The organism is Blastomonas sp. AAP53 (assembly GCF_000331245.1).
Taxonomy (GTDB): Bacteria; Pseudomonadota; Alphaproteobacteria; order Sphingomonadales; family Sphingomonadaceae; genus Blastomonas.
This window is the reverse complement of record NZ_ANFZ01000023.1, coordinates 34,248-55,170: the sequence shown is the minus strand read 5'-3', so window position 1 is coordinate 55,170 and position 20,923 is coordinate 34,248. Positions and strand designations below refer to the sequence as shown.

20 protein-coding genes are annotated in these 20,923 nt (G+C 65.1%); 10 read left to right on the top strand and 10 right to left on the bottom strand.

All coding sequences use genetic code 11. The features are described from left to right. Positions 1-99: 99 nt before the first annotated feature. From D618_RS0116845 to D618_RS0116835, 3 genes are read right to left on the bottom strand one after another with little or no spacing between them, the layout of a single operon-like run. Positions 100-1,002 (bottom strand): hypothetical protein, encoded by a 903-nt coding sequence (locus D618_RS0116845; protein ID WP_017672710.1) that lies wholly within the window; start codon positions 1,000-1,002, stop codon positions 100-102. A gap of 43 nt (positions 1,003-1,045) precedes the next feature. Next, positions 1,046-2,023, bottom strand: coding sequence for an acylglycerol kinase family protein (locus D618_RS0116840; RefSeq protein ID WP_017672709.1), 978 nt, complete (start codon positions 2,021-2,023; stop codon positions 1,046-1,048). Between the two features lie 6 nt (positions 2,024-2,029). Further along, positions 2,030-2,491 carry a DUF2141 domain-containing protein gene (locus tag D618_RS0116835; RefSeq protein ID WP_238550708.1) on the bottom strand — a complete coding sequence of 154 codons (462 nt, stop codon included), beginning with the start codon at positions 2,489-2,491 and terminating at the stop codon, positions 2,030-2,032. A 200-nt stretch (positions 2,492-2,691) separates the two neighbouring features. Here D618_RS0116835 and lptF point away from each other — a divergent pair, with 200 nt between their 5' ends. From lptF to D618_RS0116820, 3 genes are all read left to right on the top strand, one after another. Continuing rightward, positions 2,692-3,897, top strand: a complete 1,206-nt coding sequence (lptF, locus tag D618_RS0116830; RefSeq protein WP_026091806.1) for an LPS export ABC transporter permease LptF — start codon at positions 2,692-2,694, stop codon at positions 3,895-3,897. A gap of 10 nt (positions 3,898-3,907) precedes the next feature. After that, a complete protein-coding gene (gene lptG, locus D618_RS0116825) occupies positions 3,908-5,005 on the top strand; it encodes an LPS export ABC transporter permease LptG (RefSeq protein WP_026091805.1) in 1,098 nt (365 codons plus the stop codon). Between the two features lie 160 nt (positions 5,006-5,165). After that, positions 5,166-6,989, top strand: a complete 1,824-nt coding sequence (locus tag D618_RS0116820) for an AMP-dependent synthetase/ligase (RefSeq protein ID WP_017672705.1) — start codon at positions 5,166-5,168, stop codon at positions 6,987-6,989. A gap of 7 nt (positions 6,990-6,996) precedes the next feature. Here D618_RS0116820 and D618_RS0116815 read toward each other — a convergent pair whose 3' ends face one another. The 5 genes from D618_RS0116815 to D618_RS0116795 form a co-directional block, all read right to left on the bottom strand. Beyond that, a complete protein-coding gene (locus D618_RS0116815) occupies positions 6,997-7,623 on the bottom strand; it encodes a DUF2306 domain-containing protein (RefSeq protein ID WP_193746739.1) in 627 nt (208 codons plus the stop codon). Between the two features lie 149 nt (positions 7,624-7,772). Further along, positions 7,773-8,300 carry a CarD family transcriptional regulator gene (locus D618_RS0116810; RefSeq protein ID WP_017672703.1) on the bottom strand — a complete coding sequence of 176 codons (528 nt, stop codon included), beginning with the start codon at positions 8,298-8,300 and terminating at the stop codon, positions 7,773-7,775. Positions 8,301-8,654: 354 nt separating this feature from the next. After that, on the bottom strand, positions 8,655-8,993 hold the full coding sequence (gene fdxA, locus D618_RS0116805) for a ferredoxin FdxA (protein ID WP_017672702.1): 339 nt from the start codon (positions 8,991-8,993) through the stop codon (positions 8,655-8,657). 132 nt (positions 8,994-9,125) lie between these two features. After that, positions 9,126-9,437, bottom strand: a complete 312-nt coding sequence (locus D618_RS0116800) for a S4 domain-containing protein (RefSeq protein WP_017672701.1) — start codon at positions 9,435-9,437, stop codon at positions 9,126-9,128. Next, positions 9,430-11,976 (bottom strand): helicase-related protein, encoded by a 2,547-nt coding sequence (locus D618_RS0116795; protein WP_017672700.1) that lies wholly within the window; start codon positions 11,974-11,976, stop codon positions 9,430-9,432. Before D618_RS0116795 ends, D618_RS0116800 begins: the two co-directional genes overlap by 8 nt. A 257-nt stretch (positions 11,977-12,233) precedes the next feature. Here D618_RS0116795 and D618_RS0116790 point away from each other — a divergent pair, with 257 nt between their 5' ends. Together D618_RS0116790 and D618_RS0116785 are read left to right on the top strand one after the other, a co-directional pair. Next, on the top strand, positions 12,234-13,823 hold the full coding sequence (locus D618_RS0116790; protein WP_051041416.1) for a M23 family metallopeptidase: 1,590 nt from the start codon (positions 12,234-12,236) through the stop codon (positions 13,821-13,823). Positions 13,824-13,905: 82 nt separating this feature from the next. Then, a complete protein-coding gene (locus D618_RS0116785) occupies positions 13,906-14,106 on the top strand; it encodes a hypothetical protein (protein ID WP_152414810.1) in 201 nt (66 codons plus the stop codon). A 31-nt stretch (positions 14,107-14,137) separates the two neighbouring features. Here the strand turns inward: D618_RS0116785 and xth are convergent, their stop codons facing one another. Then, the gene (xth, locus tag D618_RS0116780; protein ID WP_026091801.1) at positions 14,138-14,911 is read right to left on the bottom strand and encodes an exodeoxyribonuclease III; all 774 of its coding nucleotides are present in this window, start codon (positions 14,909-14,911) and stop codon (positions 14,138-14,140) included. A 106-nt stretch (positions 14,912-15,017) separates the two neighbouring features. On the opposite strand from xth, the gene D618_RS0116775 reads away from it, so the two are divergent. Continuing rightward, the gene (locus D618_RS0116775; protein ID WP_017672696.1) at positions 15,018-16,439 is read left to right on the top strand and encodes a DUF4139 domain-containing protein; all 1,422 of its coding nucleotides are present in this window, start codon (positions 15,018-15,020) and stop codon (positions 16,437-16,439) included. Positions 16,440-16,605: 166 nt separating this feature from the next. After that, positions 16,606-18,153, top strand: a complete 1,548-nt coding sequence (locus D618_RS18790) for a hypothetical protein (protein WP_152414809.1) — start codon at positions 16,606-16,608, stop codon at positions 18,151-18,153. 26 nt (positions 18,154-18,179) lie between these two features. Here D618_RS18790 and infC read toward each other — a convergent pair whose 3' ends face one another. Then, positions 18,180-18,725 (bottom strand): translation initiation factor IF-3, encoded by a 546-nt coding sequence (gene infC, locus D618_RS0116765; protein WP_040371003.1) that lies wholly within the window; start codon positions 18,723-18,725, stop codon positions 18,180-18,182. Positions 18,726-18,925: 200 nt separating this feature from the next. On the opposite strand from infC, the gene D618_RS0116755 reads away from it, so the two are divergent. The 3 genes from D618_RS0116755 to D618_RS0116745 all read left to right on the top strand — a co-directional run bounded on the left by D618_RS0116755 (position 18,926) and on the right by D618_RS0116745 (position 20,915). Further along, positions 18,926-19,240, top strand: coding sequence for a GNAT family N-acetyltransferase (locus tag D618_RS0116755; RefSeq protein ID WP_017672693.1), 315 nt, complete (start codon positions 18,926-18,928; stop codon positions 19,238-19,240). Positions 19,241-19,350: 110 nt separating this feature from the next. Next, positions 19,351-20,208 carry a formyltetrahydrofolate deformylase gene (gene purU / locus D618_RS0116750; protein ID WP_017672692.1) on the top strand — a complete coding sequence of 286 codons (858 nt, stop codon included), beginning with the start codon at positions 19,351-19,353 and terminating at the stop codon, positions 20,206-20,208. A 119-nt stretch (positions 20,209-20,327) separates the two neighbouring features. Then, on the top strand, positions 20,328-20,915 hold the full coding sequence (locus D618_RS0116745; RefSeq protein ID WP_017672691.1) for an NADPH-dependent FMN reductase: 588 nt from the start codon (positions 20,328-20,330) through the stop codon (positions 20,913-20,915). The last annotated feature ends 8 nt before the right edge of the window (positions 20,916-20,923 follow it).

Sequence of the window (20,923 nt, the reverse complement as noted above, 5' to 3'; positions counted from 1 at the left end):
GGGGGGGGGGGGGGGGGGGGGGGGCCTCGTCTGCACGGACCCTGCATCTGGACGCCTACCCACCCCCAACCCCTCCCTCAAAGGGAGGGGCGATGGATGCTATTTCACCGCGCCGCTTCTGAGCAGCTTCGGCACCAGGAACACCGCCGCGACCAGTGGCCATTTGCGCTGCCAGGGCTTGATCGCGATCTGCGTGCCCGCGTGCCGGTTGATCTTCCAGGCGAGGTAATCGATGCCGCCCGCGAAGGTGAAGCTCGCCTTGGCGAGCCGCGCCACGGTCAGCCTCTTGCCACGCCGCTGCAGCTGCGCCCAGCGGGTTTCGGCCTCGGCGCGCGGCAGGCTGCCGATATCGGGATGCTCGCGCGCGATCGCCTCGCCAACCCTGGCATAATGATCGGGCGCGAAATCGACGACCTTGTCGGGCCGGTCGCCGCGCTCGGCGCGCAGTTCCGCACCATAAGTGCGGGTAAAGCCCGTGCGCCAGATGGCAAGCGGATCCGCCGACGCGGCATCGGTCAGCGGCGCGGCGTGGCGCATCAGCGTCACCGGTGCATCACACAGGGCGTCCAGAACGCAGGCCTGCGCCACATCATCCGCGCCCCACACCAGCCGCACCGGCTGCGCAAAGCGCGCCCAGACCGAGACATCGCCCGCCTGCATCGAGCACGCCTTGGCGAGGTCAGCTTCGGACAGCACCGCGTATTTCGCGGCGAGGTTGTCGAACGCTGCGGGAAACACATTGGGCGGGATCAGCGCATTGGCGCGCGCCATCCAGCCGCCCTTGCCAGCCTGCCGATACGCCGCAGCATAGTCCGAGACGATCACGTAGAAATCGAGCATCAGCCCATCGAGCTGCGCCTCGCGCAGGCACGATCCGTAGAAGATCACCGCGCGCGCCGCACCGCCGAACGGGCGAACCAGCTCGGCGGCAAAGGCGCTGACGCGCGGGTCCACCGGCTGCAGCGCCTCGGCGGCGATCAGGGCATGGAGACGGTCGGTCATCGGCAACGCTTACCCCTCCCGCAGCCGGGAGGGGATGAAAATCTCAAGCCGCCAGACGCAGGAACGGTACCGGGTCGGTCGAGCGCAGGATGATCGGCTTGCCCGCGCTGGCCTCGAAGATTTCACCATCGAGCACGACCCGGCTGCGGCTGCGGTCGCTATCGATGCGGATCATGTCCTCGCGCGCCAGGTGCACGCCGCGCCCCCGCCGGGTGCCGAAGCGGCCCATCAGCGTGTCGATCAGCAATGTGGTGAGGCCCGCACGGTTGTGTTCCACAGCGATGAACTTCAGGTGGCCGGTAGGCGAACTGCCGCTTTCGGCCCTGCTGCCGAGCAGCAGCTTTTCCAGCGTCGTCACCATCACCACCAGGAAGCTGCCGTTGAGCTCTCCCTTCTGGAAGTACGAGATGCGCAGCGCCGAGCGCGTGATCGGCAGGAACTTGGCGGTGAGGCCGAACAGCATGGTCAGCAGCCCGGCGACCGCCGCGATGAAGTGGCTCACCGAATTGGGCAGCCCCAGCGGATAGATTTTCTGGCGGCAGTACAGGATGATCTCGGCCAGGCCAGCGCCGCCCATGAACATGCCCAGCACCGGACGGCCATCCTCGCCATCGGTCAGCGCGATCAGTTGGCGAACGACGATATGGCTTTCCAGATCATTGCGCGCGATGTCGACGATGCGGTCGAGCGTGGGGATCGGCTTGCCGCTGGCCCCCAGATCGAGCGCGATCAGGTTGGTCTTGCCGTTGGGCAGAACCGCGACCGGCGGAGGAGTCTTGCCGAAATGGCCGCCGTGATACAGTTCGGTGAGCGTCGCCTGCACCGTGCCGTCGCCGCCGTTGATCACCAGCACCCGCGGCTTGACCAACGCGATGGCGCGCAAGGCGTCGGCGATCTGGTGGACCTCCTCGACCTCATAGTGAAAGATGTCGGGATTGCGCGCGCAATAATCGCGCACCGCCGGCAGCAACGCCTTGTTGCCGGTGGAGCGGGGATTGGAAATGAGCGCAACGAGGGTCATTTGAGTTTATCCTATCGGCTTGATCGACATGCCCTGGCGATAGTTCATGACCACCGAGATGCGCGTTACGCCGGAACCGACCCGGATAGCGGTCTTGCTTGCAGAAGGCTTTAGGCTGAGCAGCGAGAGCGAGGGGTTATTGGAAAAGCCACCCCCGTCGTTCCAGCCCGACTTGCCGCTGCCATCGACATCATGGCGGACCGCGATGCCGTAAACGCCGGCTTCGGGAACCGGTACGCAGAAATTCATCTTGCCGCCGCGCGGGGCGACCGGAGTGTCGATGCGATTGATCCACGCTCCCTTTTCCAGCCAGCTGGCCTTGGTCCCGGGATAGGCCTGAACCCGGATCCGCCCGGTTTCCGCCTTGAAGCCGCTGACCTCGACATGCACCGCAGGGCCCGATGCCCCGGCGCTGCATTTGCGCATGTCGTTCGAGATTTCCTGACGCTGCGCGCTGGCCACAGGCACGGATACTGCAAAGGCAATGCTGCCTGCAGCCACGAAGGCCAATGATTTTGCCGCAATTTTGAACATGACGTATTCATTCCCAGAAGCTATAGCCAGACCGCTCCGAATGACGCGGTTTGGCTGATGAGCCCCCTTTACCCGTCTGCTTATGGGAAGCGTTTGCGGCCAAATCATGGTGACAGGGCGACAATAAGTTGAAATTGCTAACCGCCACAGACGCTTATATCGGTCGTCTCGTCTTCTTTCCGCTGGTCGGAACACTGGTCATCGCAGCCATGCTGCTGGTGCTCGACAAGATGCTGCGTTTGTTCGATTTCGTCGCGGCCGAAGGCGGCCCGGTGAGCGTGGTGTGGCGGATGCTGGCCAATCTGCTGCCCGAATATCTCTCGCTTGGCATTCCGATCGGCCTGCTGCTGGGCATATTGCTCGCTTTCCGCAAACTGGCGATGTCGTCCGAACTCGACGTGTTCCGCGCCGTCGGCCTCAGCTACACCCGGCTGCTGCGCGTGCCTTACATGTTTGCGGTCGCGCTGATGCTCGTCAACCTGGCGCTAGTCGGCTATATCCAGCCCAAGGCGCGCTATGCCTATGAAGAACTGGGCTTCGAGCTACGCTCCGGCGCGCTGGGCGCGTCGATCAAGGTGGGCGAATTCACCCAGTTGGGCGACCGGATGACGCTGCGCATCGAGCAGAGTCGCGACAGCGGGCGCGAACTCTACGGCATCTTCGTGCGCGCCGAGGCAAATTCGGGCACCAATCTGTCGGTCAGCGCAGAGCGGGGCAAGTTCCTGGCCACTGACGACCCCAACACCATCATCTTCCGCCTGACCAACGGCACGCTGATCCACGATGCGCCCGACTATAGAACGCCACGCGTGCTGACCTTCTCCAACCACGACCTGCCGATCGATCTGCCACAGATCGAATCGTTCCGCAGGCGCGGCGGTGGAAAGGACCGCGAATACACGATCCCCGAACTGGTGCGGATCGGTGCCGATGCGAACATCCCCGAACAGCTGCGCAACCAGAGCCGTGCCAACTTCCATTTCCGCATGGTCGAGGTGGTGATGATGCTGCTGATGCCGCTGCTGGCGGTGGCGCTGGCGATTCCGCCCAAACGATCGACATCGGCGCTGGGCGTGTTCCTGTCGATCGTGATGATCGTCACCTATCACAAGATCAACGAATATGGCGAGGATGTGGGCGCGCTGGGTCTGGTCGATCCGATCATCGCCCTGTGGCTGCCGTTCGCATGCTTTGCCGGGCTGATCGGGTGGATGTACTATCAGGTGGCCTTCGTGCCGGGCGGCCAGCCGATCGGGGCGCTTGAAAAGCTGTTCTCGAAATCGGGCGCCGCGATCCGCGGGCTGTTCAGCTTCGGGCGCAAGCGGGCTTTCCAGGAATAGGTGCCGGCGGATGCAAATGGAATTCTTCCCCTCGCGCACCGTCGCGATCTATATGGCGCGCAAGTTCCTCACCAGCATCCTGGCGGTGGCGGCCTTGCTGTTCATCGTGCTGCAGTCGCTCGACCTGCTGGGCCAGAGCGGCAAGATCATGGCCTATCCCGGCAACGGACAGGCGCAGCTGCTGACCTATATCTCGTTGCGCGCGCCGCAGATCATCGACCTTGTGCTGCCGTTCTCGGTACTGCTGGCGACCATCATCACGCTGGCAACGCTCAACCAGAACAGCGAAGTGGTGGCGATGAAGGCCGCCGGCCTGTCTGCGCATCAGGTGCTCGCGCCGCTGCTGATCGCCGCCTTTGGCGTATCGGCGATCACCTTCGTCTTTTCCGAACGCATCCTGACCCGCGCAACCGCCACGCTGAGCGCCTGGGAGCAGGCCGATTTTGGCCCCATTCCCCGCGATTCCAACGTCAAGGCGAACATCTGGGTGCGTGAAGGCGACAACATCATCCAGGCCGACATGGTCGAGGGCACCGGCAAGGCGACGCGGCTGACCGGCGTTGCCGTCTTCGCGCGCGACAGCCAGGGCGGGATTGCGCGCATCATCCGCGCTCGCAATGGCACCTTTACCGGCCAGGGGTGGAAGCTCACCGAGGCCAGCCGGTTTGACGTCGCCACCGGGCAGAAGCAGATGCTGGGCGATATCGTTGCTGCCAAGGGGGTTCGCCCCGACCAGTTCACGCTGAGCAAGGTCAACCCCGAGGGCCTGTCCTTCCTGCAATTGTGGCAGGCAATTGAAGAGCTCAAGGCGGCTGGCCGACCCACGGCCTCGCTCGAATCGAACCTGTGGCACAAGCTGTCCGGGCCGCTATCGGCATTGCTGATGCCGTTGCTGGGCGCGGTCGCGGCGTTCGGGCTGGCCCGATCGGGCCAGTTGTTCCTGCGCGCGGTGATCGGCATGGGGCTGGGCTTTGCCTATTTCGTTGCAGACAATTTCGCGCTGGCGATGGGCAATCTGGGTGCCTATCCGCCCGTGCTGGCGGCGTGGTCGCCCTTCTTTCTCTTCCTGATGGTTGGTGAAACGGTTCTGATCCGCACCGAGGAATAGCGGGCAGAACCGGTTTGCCGGACCCAGGCCGCCTGGTGCACGGCAGGCCGCAATCTGCGGTCGGCAACGCGCGGCGCTGATTGCCCATCCTGCCAAAGCCCGCTAAACCCGCGAGCCCAAGACCGTGCGCCAAGTACGGCGTCAAAGGAGCCTGAACCCGGTGATCGCCAACACATCGCTTGACCAGTTTGCCCGTTTCAACAATCTGCTCGATCTGTTTTTCGCGCGGGCCGAAGAGCTGGGCGACGCACCGTTCTTGTGGGCCAAGCGCGGTGGCACATGGACATCGATCAGCTGGAACCAGGCCGCAGGGCAAGTGGCAGAGCTGGCGCACGCGCTCAAGGACATGGGGCTGGCGCGCGGCGACCGGGTGATGCTGGTCAGCGAAAACCGGCCCGAATGGTGTATCGCCGACCTTGCGATCATGGCGGCAGGCTGCATCACCGTGCCGACCTACACCACCAACACCGAGCGCGATCACCAGCATATCCTCGACAATTCGGGTGCGCGTGCGGTGATCGTCTCCGATGCCAAGCTCGCCAAGACGCTGCTGCCTGCTGTTCTGCGTGCGGGCAACGCCTGGCATGTCATCGGCATGGAGCCGCTCAAGATCGGCCAGGCCAGCCGGTTCCGGGCGCACAGCTGGTCCGATCTGGTCACCGGCGATCCTGCGCGCCAGGCCGAACTGCTGGCCAAGGTGCGCAGCGATGCCGCAGCGCTCACCCGCAACGATACCGCCTGCCTGATCTACACCAGCGGCACCGGCGGCGCACCGCGCGGGGTGATGCAGCACCATGGCGCGATCCTGCACAATGTCGCAGGGCCCACCCGCGTGATCGCCGAGGATTTTGCCTGGGAGGAGGAGGTGTTCCTCTCATTCCTGCCGCTGTCTCATGCCTATGAGCATAGCGCAGGCCAGTTCTTCCCGATCGGCCTGGGCGCGCAGATCTATTATTCCGAAGGCCTGGAAAAGCTCGCCAGCAATATCGAGGAGGTGCGCCCGACTTTGATGGTCGTGGTGCCGCGCCTGTTCGAGGTGCTGCGCGCGCGCATCCTCAAGCAGATCCAGAAACAGGGCAAGGTCGCCAATTTCCTGTTCGAACGCGCCATGGCGCTGGGCGAAAAGCAGCTGGCGGGCCGGGCAGGCGTCATCGACAAGCCGATGGACTTCATCCTGTCGAAGAGCCTGCGCCCCAAGATCCAAGCGCGCTTTGGCGGGCGGATCAAGGCGATGGTCTCCGGCGGCGCGCCGCTCAACCCCGAGATCGGCGTGTTCTTCCATTCGCTCGGCCTCACTTTGCTGCAGGGCTATGGCCAGACCGAGGCCGCGCCGATCATCGCGTGCAACCGGCCCAGCGTGGGGCTGAAGATGGATACCGTCGGCCCGCCGCTCGCCGATACCGAAGTGCGCATCGCCGAGGATGGCGAGATTCTGGTGCGCGGCGAGCTGGTGATGCATGGCTATTGGCAGAACCCCGAAGAGACCGCGCGCGTCCTCAAGGACGGCTGGCTGCACACCGGCGACATCGGCCATATCGACGAGGCCGGGCGCATCGCGATCACCGACCGCAAGAAGGATCTGATCGTCAACGACAAGGGCGACAACGTCTCACCGCAAAAGGTCGAGGGCATGCTGACGCTGCAGCCCGAGATTCACCAGGCTATGGTGGCGGGCGATCGGCGCCCCTATGTGGTCGGGCTGGTGGTGCCAGACCCGGAATGGACGATGGAATGGGCCTCTGCGCAGGGGCTGAAGGTCGATTTTGCCGCGCTTCAGGCCAATCCCGCGTTCAAGGCGGCGGTGCGCGCAGCGATCGACCGCGTGAATGCCGACCTGTCGGTGATCGAAAAGGTGCGCCAGTTCGCCTTTGCCGATGAACCCTTCGGCATCGAGAATGGCGAGATGACGCCATCGATGAAGATCCGCCGCCATGTCATCCGTGGCCGCTATCAGGCAAGGCTGGACGGGCTGTACAAGAGCTGATCGCCGGTCAGGCGGCGGGTTGCCTGCGGTTCCACCACTGCAGCCCTGCCTCCGCCAGCGCCAGCGGCCCTGTCCAGAAGAGCCAGATGCCGAGCGCGGGGAGGAGCCCGTCGAAGCCCTCCAGCTGCTGCGCCAGGCGGCAGAAGACGAACGTCCAGGTCAGCACCATCGACCGGATCATCCACATCTGGTGGGACCGCCAGCGTTTCTGGCTGCCGCGCCGCCAGCCCATGCTGGTCGCAACCAGCCACACGGCCGCCAGCGTACCTGTCGCCAAGCCATTGGCCGGACTGCGGTGCGGATCGCTGATCGCAAGGAACAGCGCGACGAACGCCATCGTCATTCCGGCGCCCACATAGGTGCAGCCGGTGTGCCGGTGCCATTCGAAACCGCGCCGGGTCCAGCCCATCCACAGGGCGACAAAGCCTGACGCGAGCGTGAGCAGTCCGGTCAGTGCGTGCAGCACGATCCACAGCGAATGATCAGCATGGCCTTGCCGCGCACCGCCGCCCAGCGCAGGCATGACGTTGAGCCACAGCACCGGCAGCGTGGACAGCACGGCAAGCCAGAACAGCACGCTGGCCATAGTGAAGCCGGGCCGATGATCGATCGGCGGCCAAGCCTGGCTGGTCACGTCTCTCTCCCCCACTGCGCGATGATCGCCCTGCGCGCCATGATGGCGCAACCCGCCGGCGCTCGCAATGCAAACGAAAACCCCCGGTTCCATCACCTGGAACCGGGGGTTTTCGTATCGCTTTCCGACCGGGGCCGGAGCGGAGCAGCTTATTCGGCCGCTTCGTAATATTGCGGCGCAGCCTCGTTCAGGATCTCGAGGATCTTCTTGAGCGCAGCAGGCTCGTCGGTCTTTTCCATCGCGGCCAGTTCGCGCGCCAGGCGGCTCGAGGCGGCCTCGAAGATCTGGCGCTCCGAATAGCTCTGCTCGGGCTGATCGTCGGGGCGGAACAGGTCGCGGGTCACTTCGGCGATCGATACGAGGTCGCCAGAATTGATCTTCGCTTCATATTCCTGCGCCCGGCGCGACCACATGGTGCGCTTGACCTTGGGCTTGCTCTTCAGGGTTTCCATGGCTTCGCGCAGCGTCTTGTCCGAAGACAGCTTGCGCATGCCGATGCTTTCGACCTTGTTCACAGGAACGCGCAGGGTCATCCGTTCCTTCTCGAAGCGCAGCACGTACAGCTCGAGCTGCATGCCGGCAATTTCTTCCTTCTGAAGTTCCACAACACGGCCGACACCGTGCTTGGGGTACACCACATAATCGCCTACATCAAAAGACAGCGCTTTGGCGGCCATTCAAAAACCTTTCTCAATTCAGGGGAAGTGGGAGCCTTTTCGAACTTGCGGATTTGCCGTTCGAGTGAATCTCCTCAAATATGTACCGAAAGAGGGACACGGATCAGCGTTTATCTGCAGCGCTGATGAGCGGCACTTAACAGATTCGTCACAAAAAAGCCACCCTGTAATGGCCATTCCGGTCCCAAATGGGGTTTTGAGCCCCCAAAAACAAGGGTAGTGGCCTGTGCGCCGCCCAGCGACGCTACGGAATGTGCGAACGTTTGCAGGTAGGTGCGCATTCTGAACACGCCGGCAAGCTCCCCTCCCCGGTCGGGGAGAGGAGCATTGGCCTTCAGCGTGGGGAAAAAGAGGTCAGTCGCCCTCGCCGGGTTCGGGCGAGAAATAGGCCTCGAACTTGCCTTCCTTGCCCTTGTATTCATCGGCGTCGGGCGGCGAATCCCGCTTGACCGTGATGTTGGGCCATTCGGCGCTGTACTTGGTGTTCAGCTCCAGCCATTTTTCCAGGCCGTCTTCGGTATCGGGCAGGATCGCTTCGGCGGGGCATTCGGGCTCGCACACGCCGCAGTCGATGCACTCGCTGGGGTTGATGACCAGCATATTGTCGCCCTCGTAGAAGCAGTCCACCGGACAGACTTCCACGCAGTCCATGTATTTGCACTTGATGCAGGCGTCGGTGACTACATAGGTCATCGGCTGTGATCGCTCCCCTGAATGGCGCACCGGGGCATTCGACCGGTGGGGTATGATGATTCTGCGGGCCTTGCTATTGCGACAATGCCGGTGCGTCAATAAGGCGCTGCCTTCGCCGACGATAGCGGGGCTTTACCCTATCGCCTGCCGCTCGCCCGGTTCGCTGTAACAGGCCATCGCCTCGACCAGTGGCCCGCGCCGCCACGGCAGCTGGTCAATCTGCAGCACCAGAACGCGCGTTCCTTGCGGGACCGTGAGAATATCGCCGCAGCGCACCGCGTGATGGGCCTTGACGACGCGGTGTCCGTTGCTGCGGATCAGGCCCTGCTCGGCCAGAACCTTGCCCTGCGATCGGCTGCGCACCAGCCGCAGATACCACAGCAGCAGATCCATCCGCATCGAAGCGCCTGTTCCTGCCGAGCCTGCACCGCCCTTTTCAGCCAATCGCCACCTTCCATTCCTTCAACGCCGCAAAATGCCCCGTCGGCGCGACCTCAGGAACAGAGCCCGGCCTTGGCTTGCGATCCAGCCCGCGCCAGCGCCACAGCCCCGCACCTTGCCCGGCTTCCGCCGATCCATCGCGCCGGAATCCGGCCGCCCGCATCAACCGACCGACATTGTCGGCGCTCAGCCCCATCGAGATGGCGAGCGCGGGATCTATGGCGAATGTCGGCGCCTGTCCGCGCTTGTCGTGCGCGGCGCGGATCAGCTTTTCGGCCATGTCGACGCGCAAGCCCTGATCGCCCAGCACCCGATAGGCCGGATGCCCGCCTGCCGACAGCGCGGCTGCAGGTATGACGGTGCGAAGGCTCTCCACCATCGGATCGGCGGCAGCAGGCAGCGGCGTCCCCGCCCGCACCGCTCCGGCCAGCCGCAGCAGCCGCTGGCAATCGGGGCGGATCATCGGTGCACAGAACACGTCGAGGCTGCCCAGCCGGATGCCCAGCCGCTGCAGCACCTGCCGTCCGCCCGCGTCGATCGCGCTGATCAACGGTTCGGCCTGCACCCGCGCCATCGCTCCGCCCGCCTCGATCAGTTGCACGAGCAGCGCGCGCAACGGGCCGGGGCAGCGTCGGTCATCGGCGGCCTTGGCCAGCGCGCGCACCGGCGCCAGCGGCTTGAGCAGATGTCCGTCCAGCCAGGCTGCGACATGCGCCAGCAACGCCTCCTGATCGGCCTTGGGGATCGCCTCGAGCGCGCGGTCCGGCTGAAAGCGCGGCGCAGCCAGCGATGATCCACGCACCAGCAGGCCGATGCGCTGGTTATGCCAGAACAGCGCAGGGCGGCCCTTTTCGTCCGCCGCGATGGCCAGCGCGTCCGATCCATCGGCGATCAGCGCCCGCGCCCGCTTTGCCAGCAACCCCGGCAGATGCCGGTCAGCCGCCGCCACCAGCAGCTTGCGATCCGCCAGCCGCGCCTGCGCATCGACAACAAAGGCAAAGCCGCGCAGATGCCCGATCGGCTCGCCATCGACACAGATGGAATCGCCTTCCTCCAGCGTCACCGGCAGCAGCGAGGCATCGCCGCCCAGCCCGCGCAGCAGCACTGCGGTGCGCCTGTCGACGAAGCGCTGCGCCAGCGCGCGGTGCAAGGCATCGGACAGGCGTTCTTCCACTGCCCGTGCGCGCCCGGCCATCTCTTCGGGATCGGCCAGCCAGTCGCGGCGCTGAGCAACATAAGCCCAGGTGCGGATCGCAGCGATGCGCGCGCCCAGCTTCTCGACATCGCCCTGCACCGAGTCCAAGTCGGCAATGCGCCGCGCGATGAAATCGACCGGAATATGCCCGCGCCCCTGGCCCAGATGCTGCCAGAGCTGGGCAACGAAACTGGCGTGATGCTCCGCGCCGCGATGCTGGAAATCGGGCAGGCTGCACACCGACCAGAAGCGCCGCACCGCCGCCGTCCCGCGCACATTGGCGGCGATCTGCGGATCGTCGGCCAGGCGCCGCAGCACTGCCAGATCGATCGCCTCGGGGGCGGGCTTGAGCACCGGGCTGGACGGATTGCGCTCCAGATCGCCGATCAGATGGCCCAGGCTGTCGAAACGCAGCCGCGATTCGCGCCAGAACAAAGACTTGAGCGGCGGGAACCGGTGCTGTTCGATCCGCTCGATCTCTTCATCGGTGAACTGCGCGTCATGATGCCCGGCGACCGACCCGAACGTGCCATCGCGCTGGTGCCGCCCGGCGCGCCCGGCAATCTGCGCCATTTCCGACAGCGTCAGCCGTCGCCGGCGCGCGCCATCATATTTGTGGAGCGAGGCAAAGGCGACATGCTCGACATCCATGTTGAGGCCCATGCCGATCGCGTCGGTGGCGACCAGATAATCGACCTCGCCCGCCTGATACATCGCCACCTGCGCGTTACGCGTCGCGGGGCTGAGCGCGCCCATCACCACCGCCGCACCCCCGCGAAACCGCCGGAGCATTTCTGCCACGGCATAGACCTCTTCGGCCGAAAACGCGACGATGGCGCTGCGCGGCGGCAGGCGCGAGAGCTTCTTGATGCCTGCATAGCTCAGCGTCGAAAAGCGCGGGCGGCCGATGATCTCGGCATCGGGGATCAGTTCGCGCACCATCGGGGCCAGAGCCTCGGAACCCAGGATCATCGTCTCGTCGCGACCGCGCGCGTTGAGCAGTCGGTCGGTAAACACATGCCCGCGTTCGGGGTGCGCGCCCAGTTGCGCCTCGTCGATGGCGACGAACGCAAAGTCGCGGCCCTGATCGAGCGGCATGCTTTCGGCGGTCGAGAGGAACCAGCGCGCGCCGGGGGGAACGATCCGCTCCTCGCCGGTGACCAGAGCGACCTCGTTCGGCCCCTTGATCTTGACCACGCGGTCGTAAACCTCGCGCGCCAGCAAGCGAAGCGGAAAGCCGATCAGGCCGCTGGAATGGGCGCACATTCGCTCGATGGCGAGGTGCGTCTTGCCGGTGTTGGTCGGCCCCAGCACCGCAGTGACGGGGCGCGGCGAAAATCGGGTCATGGGAGCAGCCTCCGGCCCCATACATCATGGTCCGGCGTCCAAGTTGCAAGCCCCATTTGGATGCCGATCACCACGGCTGTGGACAGGTTGCGCTGCTGATCGGGCAATATGCACCGCTCGTCCCGGCCTGCGCGTTTCCCGCGCCGGGTTAATTTGACTTTAACCGGCTTTCTCCACAAGATTTCTGGGCGAGGGTGATCGCCATCGTGTCTGCCAGACGGCGCGGCACGGGAGGAATGGCGGCAAAAGGGTCGATTTTGTTTCAGCAACGCGAACAGCTTGTCGGCGCCGGTGCCGCCAGTGCCAGACTGTCACTGGCTGATGCGCTGCCCACGCCTGCCCTCCCAGCGCCCGCAACCGGACTGAAGGCGCTGCGCCAACGGCTTGAGCGTGCCCATGCGTTCGTCCACGAAACCAACTGGACCCCCGATCTTGGCCAGAACATCGGCAGCCTCGAATGGTTTCGCGGGCTTGCGACCCTGGGCCTGCTGTGCACCGGTGCCTATGCCGTGTGGCCGGGCATCCACCCGCTGGGAGCCGCAGCAAGCGCGCCTGCCCCTGTGGCGATCGAAGAACTGCGCAGCCAGATGATCATGCCGATGGCGTTCGGCAGCGATACCGGCCGCGCAATGGCGGCGACCGATGCCGTGGTCGCGCTGCGCCAGGCCCCTGAGCGCCCTACCATCGAACTGGCCGCCACCATCGGACGCGGCGACAGCTTCATGCGCGTGATGCAGCGCGCGGGCGTCGGCGGCGGCGATGCGCAGGCGGTGGCCAACCTCGTCTCCTCGGTCGTACCGCTCGAGGATATCCGCGACGGTACGCGCATCGACATCACCCTGGGGCGCCGTTTCGCGCGCAACCAGCCGCGCCCGGTCGAACTCATCGCCTTCCGCGCGCGCTTCGACATGAATGTCGAGATCGTGCGCGCCGGATCGGACCTCGACCTGGTGCAAAAGCCCATTCTGGTCGATGCGACCCCGCTGCGCATTCGCGGCACGGTTAGCTCCAGCCTCTATCGCTCGGCGCGCGCCGCTGGCGCGCCGCCTGCTGCGATCCAGGCCTATCTGCGCACCCTGGGCAGCCAGCTCTCGATCGGCAACGATATCCGCTCGACCGACGAGTTCGACATCATCGTCGATTACAAGCGCGCCGCCACCGGCGAGGTCGAAATGGGCGAACTGCTCTATGCCGGCCTCGAACGCAGCGGCAAGCCGCGCGCACAGATGCTGCGATGGAAGTCGGGCAACGGCATGCAGTGGTTCGAAGCCTCGGGCGTGGGCGAAGAGCGCGGCGAGTTTGCCCGGCCCGTCAACGGCGCGGTGACGTCGGGCTTCGGCTATCGTCGTCACCCGATCCTGGGCTTCCGCCGGATGCACAGCGGCATCGATTTCCGCGCACGCAGCGGCACCCCGATCTATGCCACCGCCGACGGCGTGGTGAACTATGCCGGACGCAAGGGCGGCTATGGCAATTTCGTCCGCATCGCGCACGGCGGCAACCTCGCCAGCGGCTATGGCCATATGAGCCGGATCGCGGTGAGCAGCGGCACCCGCGTGCGGCGCGGCCAGGTGATCGGCTATGTCGGCTCGACCGGCCTTTCGACCGGCCCGCATTTGCATTACGAACTGTATCGCGGCGGCCGTGCGGTCGACCCCGGATCGGTGAAGTTCACCACCCGCTCGCAGCTTTCGGGCAGCGAACTGGCCAATTTCCGCGCGCGGCTCAAGCAACTGCAAGGCGTGACGCCGGGGGCCGCGCTTCAGTCCATCGTCCCGGCACCCAGCACTGCGACGGCTGAACCCAAGCGCGAGATCGAACGGATCGCGGGCACGACGATCGCCTGACCGGCACCGGAACCGACCCCGCCACCAGACGGTAATCCTTCCGTGCGTCGCTGCAAACGCCGCGACCAGACGGAGACCGATGATGACCGATCAACCCAGACCCGATCCCGAAGAACGCGATACCCGCCCGAACGGCGAGAAGACCGCCCAACCCGATGACGGCGGGCTCGTCCCTAAGGATTCGCGCAACGTTACCGGAACCACCAAGGTCGAGGATGGTCGCTGGACAGGCGCAGCGGTTCATCCCGAAGAGGGTCCAAAAGTGCCTGATACCAAGGACTAACGCGCGGCCCCATCGATAGGGCCATGCACCGTCAGCCCTTCAACTCCACCCAGGTCGGCGCGTGATCGCTGGCCTTTTCGCGGCCGCGATGGTCCCTGTCGACGCCGATCGCGCTCAGGCGGTCGGCGGCCCGCGGGCTGAGCAGCAGGTGGTCGATACGGAAGCCATGGTCGCGCTGCCAGGCGCCGGCCTGATAGTCCCAGTACGTCCACACCCCGCCTGCTGGGCGCAGCGTGCCGATCGCGTCGGTCCAGCCATCGGCGAGAATGCGCTGGTACGCCGCGCGGCTTTCGGGCTGCATCAGCGCGTCGCTGGCCATCGCGCGCACCGAATAGGTGTCGTTGTCGCGCGGGATGACGTTGTAATCGCCCGCGAGCACCGCAGGCACCTCTTCGGCCATGATCTCAGCCGCGCGCTTGCGCAGCCGGTCCATCCAGCGCAGCTTGTAATCGAACTTCGGGCCCGGCTGCGGGTTGCCATTGGGCAGGTAGATGCTGGCGACGCGTAGCCCGTGGACATCGGCCTCAAGGTAGCGCGAATGCTCGTCCTCAGGTTCGCCCTTCAACCCACGTTGCACTTCGACCGGCTGCGCATCGCGCGCCAGGATCGCGACCCCGTTGAAGCCCTTCTGGCCATGCCAGATCGCGCCATAGCCGAGCTTTTCGAACTCGGCTGCGGGGAAGCCCTCGTCCTGCGTCTTGATCTCCTGCAGGCAGGCGATCGCAGGCCGGGTCTCGTCGAGCCATTCGAGCAGGCGCGGCAGGCGCGCCTTGATTCCGTTGATGTTGTAAGATGCGATACGCAGCATGTCGCCTTCTTATCGGCGCCGCGCACGCTTGCCCAGCGATTTAGCCCCTGTTCATTTCAGCCCGTCTAAGCCACGATCAATCGATACGTCTGGGGAGGCCAATATGCTGCGTTCGTCACGGTTCTGGATCGGAGCGGCTGCGATCAGCCTGGTCTCGCTTTCCTCGGGGATCACCCCCGCGCTGGCGCAGGACGCCGCCGATCCCAACGCGCCGAGCACGCAGGGCAATGTCTCGGTCACCGTGTACAACGGCGGCACCTCGCTGGTGCAGGACATCCGCAGGCTCAACATCGCCAGCGGCACCAGCCGGATCGAATTCCCCGATGTCTCCGCGCAGATCCAGCCAGAGACGGTGAGCTTCGCCGCCGATGGCGCGACGATCGTCGAGCAGAATTTCGACTTTGACCTGCTGACCCCCGGCAAACTGATGGAGAAGGCCGTGGGCGAGACGATCACGCTTGTGCGTACCAATCCCGCGACGGGCGCGGAAACGCGCGAGCGCGCCAAGGTGCTGTCGGTCAACCAGGGCGTGGTCGTGCAGATCGGCACGCGCATTGAGGTGCTGCGCGACGACGGCCTGCCGGTGCGGGCGATCTTCGACAAGGTGCCCGACAATCTGCGCGCACGCCCGACGCTCTCGATCACATTGGACAGCCAGCGCGCTGGCACGCGCGATGCCGCGATCCGCTATCTCACCGGCGGGCTTGGCTGGTCGGCGGACTATGTCGCCTTGTTCGACGAGGCCAAGGGCAGCATCGACGTGCAGGGCTGGGTGACGCTGTCAAACAGCTCGGGCACCACCTATCGCAACGCCGATACCTTGCTGGTCGCGGGCAATCCGCAAGGCGCATCGGGCTTTGGCGGCGGACGCGGCCGCAACATCCGCAGCGCCGGGACCGAGACCGCCAACCGCGAGAGGCTGGGCGATTTCTATCTCTATCCCGTCGGGCGTACGACGATTGCCGACCGCCAGACCAAGCAGATCAACTTTCTCGACGTGCAGGGCGTGCCCGCGTCGCGCGCTTATGAATACCGCGTCGGCTGGCTGGCGAGCGTCACCGAGCCGCGCAGCGCCGATACCGTGGTGAAGTTCAGCTCGAGCCAATCGGGCGGCCTGGGCGATGCGCTGCCCGCAGGATCGGTGCGCTTCTACCAGCGCGACCAGCGCGGATCACCGCAGTTCATCGGCGAAAACGCGATCGACCACACACCGATGGGCAGCGCGCTGGCGCTCAAGACCGGCGAGGCGTTCGACGTCAAGGTCAAGACCACGGTGACCGAGCGCAAGCGGCTTTCTGCGACCCGCTGGCAGACCAGCATGCGCTATGAACTGACCAACGCGCGCGACGGCGCGGTGACTGTCGATCTGATGCAATCGGGGCTCGATTTCGGCTGGGCCGATACGCGGATTGCAGCCGAGAGCGCCAAGAGCGAGCGGCGCAGCAGCAATGCGGTGGTCTGGGCGGTTCCGGTGCCTGCCAACGGCAGCGCGGAGGTCACCGCGACCTTTGAGACCAGGTATTGACCGAACTGCGAAGACCAAATCGATGCACTTGACCCCCTCTCCGAGTTCCCGAGCGAAGTCGAGGGACCTGCGCGCAACCGTGGCGCATACGTCCCTCGACTTCGCTCGGGATAGGCGGAGGGGGGTGCTTGGGGCCTTTTCACGGTGGGTGCTGGCGGCCTTGCTGATGATGGCATGGCTCACCCCTGCCCAAGCCCAGACCCGCCCCGAAATCATCTCGCCCAAGCCCGACTCCGTCGCCGTCACGATCTATCGCGATCCGGGCCGCGGCAATGGCGGGGGGATGAACCTCAGCTACCTCAACGGCTTTGCGGTGGTCACCGAAAAGCGCACGATCAGCGTACCCGCTGGCCCGGCCACCATCCGCTTTGCCGGCGTTGCCGAGGGCATGGTCGCCGTCTCCGCCGTGATCCGGGGCCTGCCCGGCGGGATCATCGAACAGAACCGCGACAAGAAATTGCTCTCGCCCGGATCGCTGGTTGATGGCACGCTCGGCAACCGCGTGACGCTGCGCCGGACCGATCCTGTGACCGGCGCGGTGAGCGAACGCGACGCGGTGATCCGCAGCGGATCGAGCGGCGCGCTCGTGGTCGAAACCGAGGCGGGCATCGAGGCGCTGCAATGCTCGGGCCTGCCCGAAAAGGTGATCTACCAGGACCTGCCCGGCGGGCTGTTCGCCACCCCGGTGCTGTCGGTCGACACCGTCTCGCCGCAGGCTGCCACCGCCGAGGTGACGCTGACGTACCTGGCTGCCGGGTTTGACTGGAACGCCGATTATGTCGTCAAGCTGGGGGCGGACGGCAAATCGCTCGACCTGTTTTCGTGGCTGACGCTCGCCAATGGCAATGCCGAAAGCTTCGCCGATGCCGAGCTGCTGGTGATCGCGGGCACGCTCAACATCCGCCAGCCGATGCAGCAGATTGCCGACAAGCCGCAGGCGACGCCGCTGTATATCCGGTGCTGGCCGCGCGGCAGCACCGCCGAGGGGATCGACGATATTCCGCCGCCCCCGCCGCCACCCCCACCGATGATGGCCGCAGCCCCTGCGCGCATGCGTACCGGCGCGGTTCGCGGGGAGGCGATGGACGAGATCATGGTCACCGCGTCGCGTAATGTGGAGGCGGAGCTCGAGGCGCTGGGCGATCTGAAGCTCTACCGCGTCCCCTTCCGCTCGACCGTCGCGGCCAGGGGGCAGAAGCAGGTGAAGCTGCTCGGCAAATCAAACGTGCCTGCAACGCTGATCTATCGCGGCAATGCCGATGGCTATGACGAGACGCCCGGGCCGCTGCAGATCGAAATCCGGATGGACAACAAGACCGCGACCGGGCTGGGCCTGCCTTTGCCGTCGGGGCGGATCGCGGTGTTCGATGGCTCCGCAGACAACGGTCTGCTGATCGGACAGGGCCGGATGCGCGATTATGCGGTGGGGCAGGAGGTGAAGTTCACCATTGGCGAGAGCAGCGCGGTGCAACTGGCATCAACCCAGCTGCCTGGATCGGGTCAGAAGGGCATCGAAGCGCGCAAGCTGGTGTTGACCAACACCAACCCTGAACCCGTCACCGCCGAGATCGACTTGGCCGCAATCGCCGACAGCGACCTGCGCAAGGCCAGTGGCCGCACGATTCGCAAGGACGGCAAGCATGTCTGGCTGGTCGAAATACCAGCCAATGACAGCGTGACACTCACTTACGAATCGCGGAGCAAAAACCGCTGAGCGCCGGTCGCGGCGCAAGCGCGCCGTTACTTAGGTGCCAGCACCATCAGCATCTGACGGCCTTCCATGCGCGGATAGGCTTCGACCTTGGCGGTTTCCTTGACGTCTTCCTGCACCCGCTGAAGCAAGGCCATGCCAAGCTGCTGGTGCGACAATTCGCGGCCACGGAAGCGCAACGTCATCTTGACCTTGTCGCCCTCTTCGATGAACGCATGGACCTTCTTCATCTTGACCATATAGTCATGGTCATCGATGTTCGGACGCATCTTGATCTCCTTGATCTCCTGCGTCTTCTGGTTCTTGCGTGCGGCATTGGCCTTTTTCTGGGCCTCGTACTTGTACTTGCCAACGTCCAGGAATTTGGCGACCGGCGGCTCGGCGTTGGGGGAGACCTCGACAAGGTCCAGCCCGACGGCAGCCGCGCGCTCTATCGCTTCAGCGGTACGCAATACGCCCAGATTTTCGCCATTCTCATCGATCACCCGAACCTGGGGTGACTGGATGAACTGATTGAAGCGCGGGCCGGATTTGGGTGGCAGAACAAGGCCGCGACGGGGGGCTGGCGGACGTATAGCGAATTCTCCTGATGTTTCTTCGAGCGCGCGATATAGGCGAAGTCGCTGAATAGATAAAGGCTTTGATGCACATGCCGTGCTGCAAAGGCCTCACAAGGGCCGCGCGGCGTGGCATTACCGCAACGATTCAGCCGCTTCTTGCCGTCAGTCGCCGCGCTTCCCATGTTCTCGACGACCAGCAACGCAGGAGAAACGCCATGAACGCACCCACAGCTCCGATCCGCATCGAGCATGAACGTTCCGCGCATGGCGGGCGATTCGTCTACCAGGCCCAGGGGGCAGAGGCCGAGCTGACCTATGCCCGTGCCCCGGCGAGCGGCGACACGCTGCGGGTCAGCGCCGACCACACCTATGTGCCCGATTCGATGCGCGGCCAGGGCATCGCCGCGCAGCTCACCGACGCGCTGATCGACGCCGCGCGCAGCGAGGGGTGGAAGGTCATCCCGCGCTGCAGCTATGTCGTCACCGCGTTCCGGCGACACCCCGAATGGGGCGATGTTCTGGCCAGCTAGGCTGCATCCGCCGCTGTCCGGACACGTTTGGGACTCGACGAACCGCGACCGGTTGGGCAACAGCGGGGGCGACATCCGTGTTGTGGCGACATCTCGATACAAGGCCGATCATGAGCGACCAACTGCATATCCTCAGCCTCTCCTGCCCCGACCAGCCGGGGATCGTCAGCCGCGTCACCGGGCTGTTGTTTGCTGCCGATGGCAATATCCGCGAGGCGGCGCAGTTCGAGGACCAGGAAACCGGTCGCTTCTTCATGCGCGTGGTCTTCGCGCTACCCGAGGCGCAAGCCGACGCGCTGCCTGCGCGCTTTGCCACGCTGGCGGACGAATATGCGATGCAATGGTCGGTCCGCCGCGCCGATGTGCCCCGCAAGGTGCTGATCATGGTGTCGAAGTTCGACCATTGCCTGGCCGACCTGCTCTATCGCTGGCGGATTGGCGAACTGCCGATGGACGTGGTCGGCATCGTCTCGAACCATCCCGCAGAGGCGCTCGCCGGGCTCGATATGGGCGGCGTGCCGTTCCACTATCTGCCGGTCACCCGCGACACCAAGCCGCAGCAGGAGGCGCAGATCAAGGCGGTGGTCGATCAGACCGGCGCGGAGCTGGTGGTGCTGGCGCGCTACATGCAGATATTGTCGGACGACCTCGCGCGCTTCCTCACCGGCCGATGCATCAACATCCACCATAGCTTTCTCCCCGGCTTCAAGGGCGCCAAGCCCTATCATCAAGCGCACGCGCGCGGGGTGAAGATGATCGGCGCGAGCGCGCACTACGTCACCGCCGATCTCGATGAAGGGCCGATCATCGCGCAGGATGTCGAGCAGATCACTCATGCCGATTCGCCCGACACCCTGGTCCGCAAGGGCCGCGACATCGAACGCCGCGTGCTGGCGCGCGCGGTGCGGCATCATCTGGCTGACCGGGTGCTGCTCAACGGATCGAAAACGGTGGTTTTCACCGACTGACGCGGTTGGTGCCTCACGTCAAAGCGCGATAGCTTCCGGAGCCGAGACGCACGCCCGTGCGTAGCTGTGTTCAAGGCGCATCGTCCCCTGGTGCGCGGGCACGTGAGGAGACACACCACATGAAAAAGCTGCTCGTACTCTATGGATCGTACCGCTCGGACCGGGCCGGCATCCGGCTGGCCGATTATTGCATCAACCGCTTTGCCGAGCGCGGCGTCGAGGCCGAACTGATCGACGCCAAGGCGGTGGGCCTGCCGATGCTCGATCGGATGTACAAGGAACATGAGCCCGGCACCGCGCCCGACGCGATGGAGGCGCTGGCCGAAAAGATCAGCGCGGCAGACGCGTTCCTGTTCATCGCGGGCGAGTTTAACTGGGGCGTGCAGCCGGGGCTCAAGAACCTGACCGATCATTTTCTCGAAGAGTGGTTCTGGCGGCCTGCAGCGCTTGCGACTTACTCTGCCGGGCGCTTTGCCGGCGTGCGGGCGGGCCAGGCCTGGCATCCGACATTGTCCGAAATGGGCATGGTGGTGATCCCCAGCATGCTGTCGGTCGGCCAGATCAGCAAGGCGATCGACGAGAATGGCGCGCCGATCGGGTCGGGTGGAGAAGCGCTGGAGCGCAGCTTCGGGAAATTTGCCGATGAACTGACCTGGTGGGCGGATGCCGCCACAGCGCAGAAGGCTGCTGCCAAGCCCCCGTACTGAGGGGGGAA

Bases quoted from the DNA above. Each gene is read 5' to 3' on its own strand.
- D618_RS0116795 (WP_017672700.1), bottom strand. From the start codon at position 11,976: ATGACCCGATTTTCGCCGCGCCCCGTCACTGCGGTGCTGGGGCCGACC.
- D618_RS0116840 (WP_017672709.1), bottom strand. From the start codon at position 2,023: ATGACCCTCGTTGCGCTCATTTCCAATCCCCGCTCCACCGGCAACAAG.
- D618_RS18790 (WP_152414809.1), top strand. From the start codon at position 16,606: ATGATGGCATGGCTCACCCCTGCCCAAGCCCAGACCCGCCCCGAAATC.
- fdxA (WP_017672702.1), bottom strand. From the start codon at position 8,993: ATGACCTATGTAGTCACCGACGCCTGCATCAAGTGCAAATACATGGAC.
- D618_RS0116785 (WP_152414810.1), top strand. From the start codon at position 13,906: ATGACCGATCAACCCAGACCCGATCCCGAAGAACGCGATACCCGCCCG.
- D618_RS0116775 (WP_017672696.1), top strand. From the start codon at position 15,018: ATGCTGCGTTCGTCACGGTTCTGGATCGGAGCGGCTGCGATCAGCCTG.
- D618_RS0116810 (WP_017672703.1), bottom strand. From the start codon at position 8,300: ATGGCCGCCAAAGCGCTGTCTTTTGATGTAGGCGATTATGTGGTGTAC.
- D618_RS0116845 (WP_017672710.1), bottom strand. From the start codon at position 1,002: ATGACCGACCGTCTCCATGCCCTGATCGCCGCCGAGGCGCTGCAGCCG.
- purU (WP_017672692.1), top strand. From the start codon at position 19,351: ATGAGCGACCAACTGCATATCCTCAGCCTCTCCTGCCCCGACCAGCCG.
- D618_RS0116755 (WP_017672693.1), top strand. From the start codon at position 18,926: ATGAACGCACCCACAGCTCCGATCCGCATCGAGCATGAACGTTCCGCG.
- lptG (WP_026091805.1), top strand. From the start codon at position 3,908: ATGCAAATGGAATTCTTCCCCTCGCGCACCGTCGCGATCTATATGGCG.
- D618_RS0116745 (WP_017672691.1), top strand. From the start codon at position 20,328: ATGAAAAAGCTGCTCGTACTCTATGGATCGTACCGCTCGGACCGGGCC.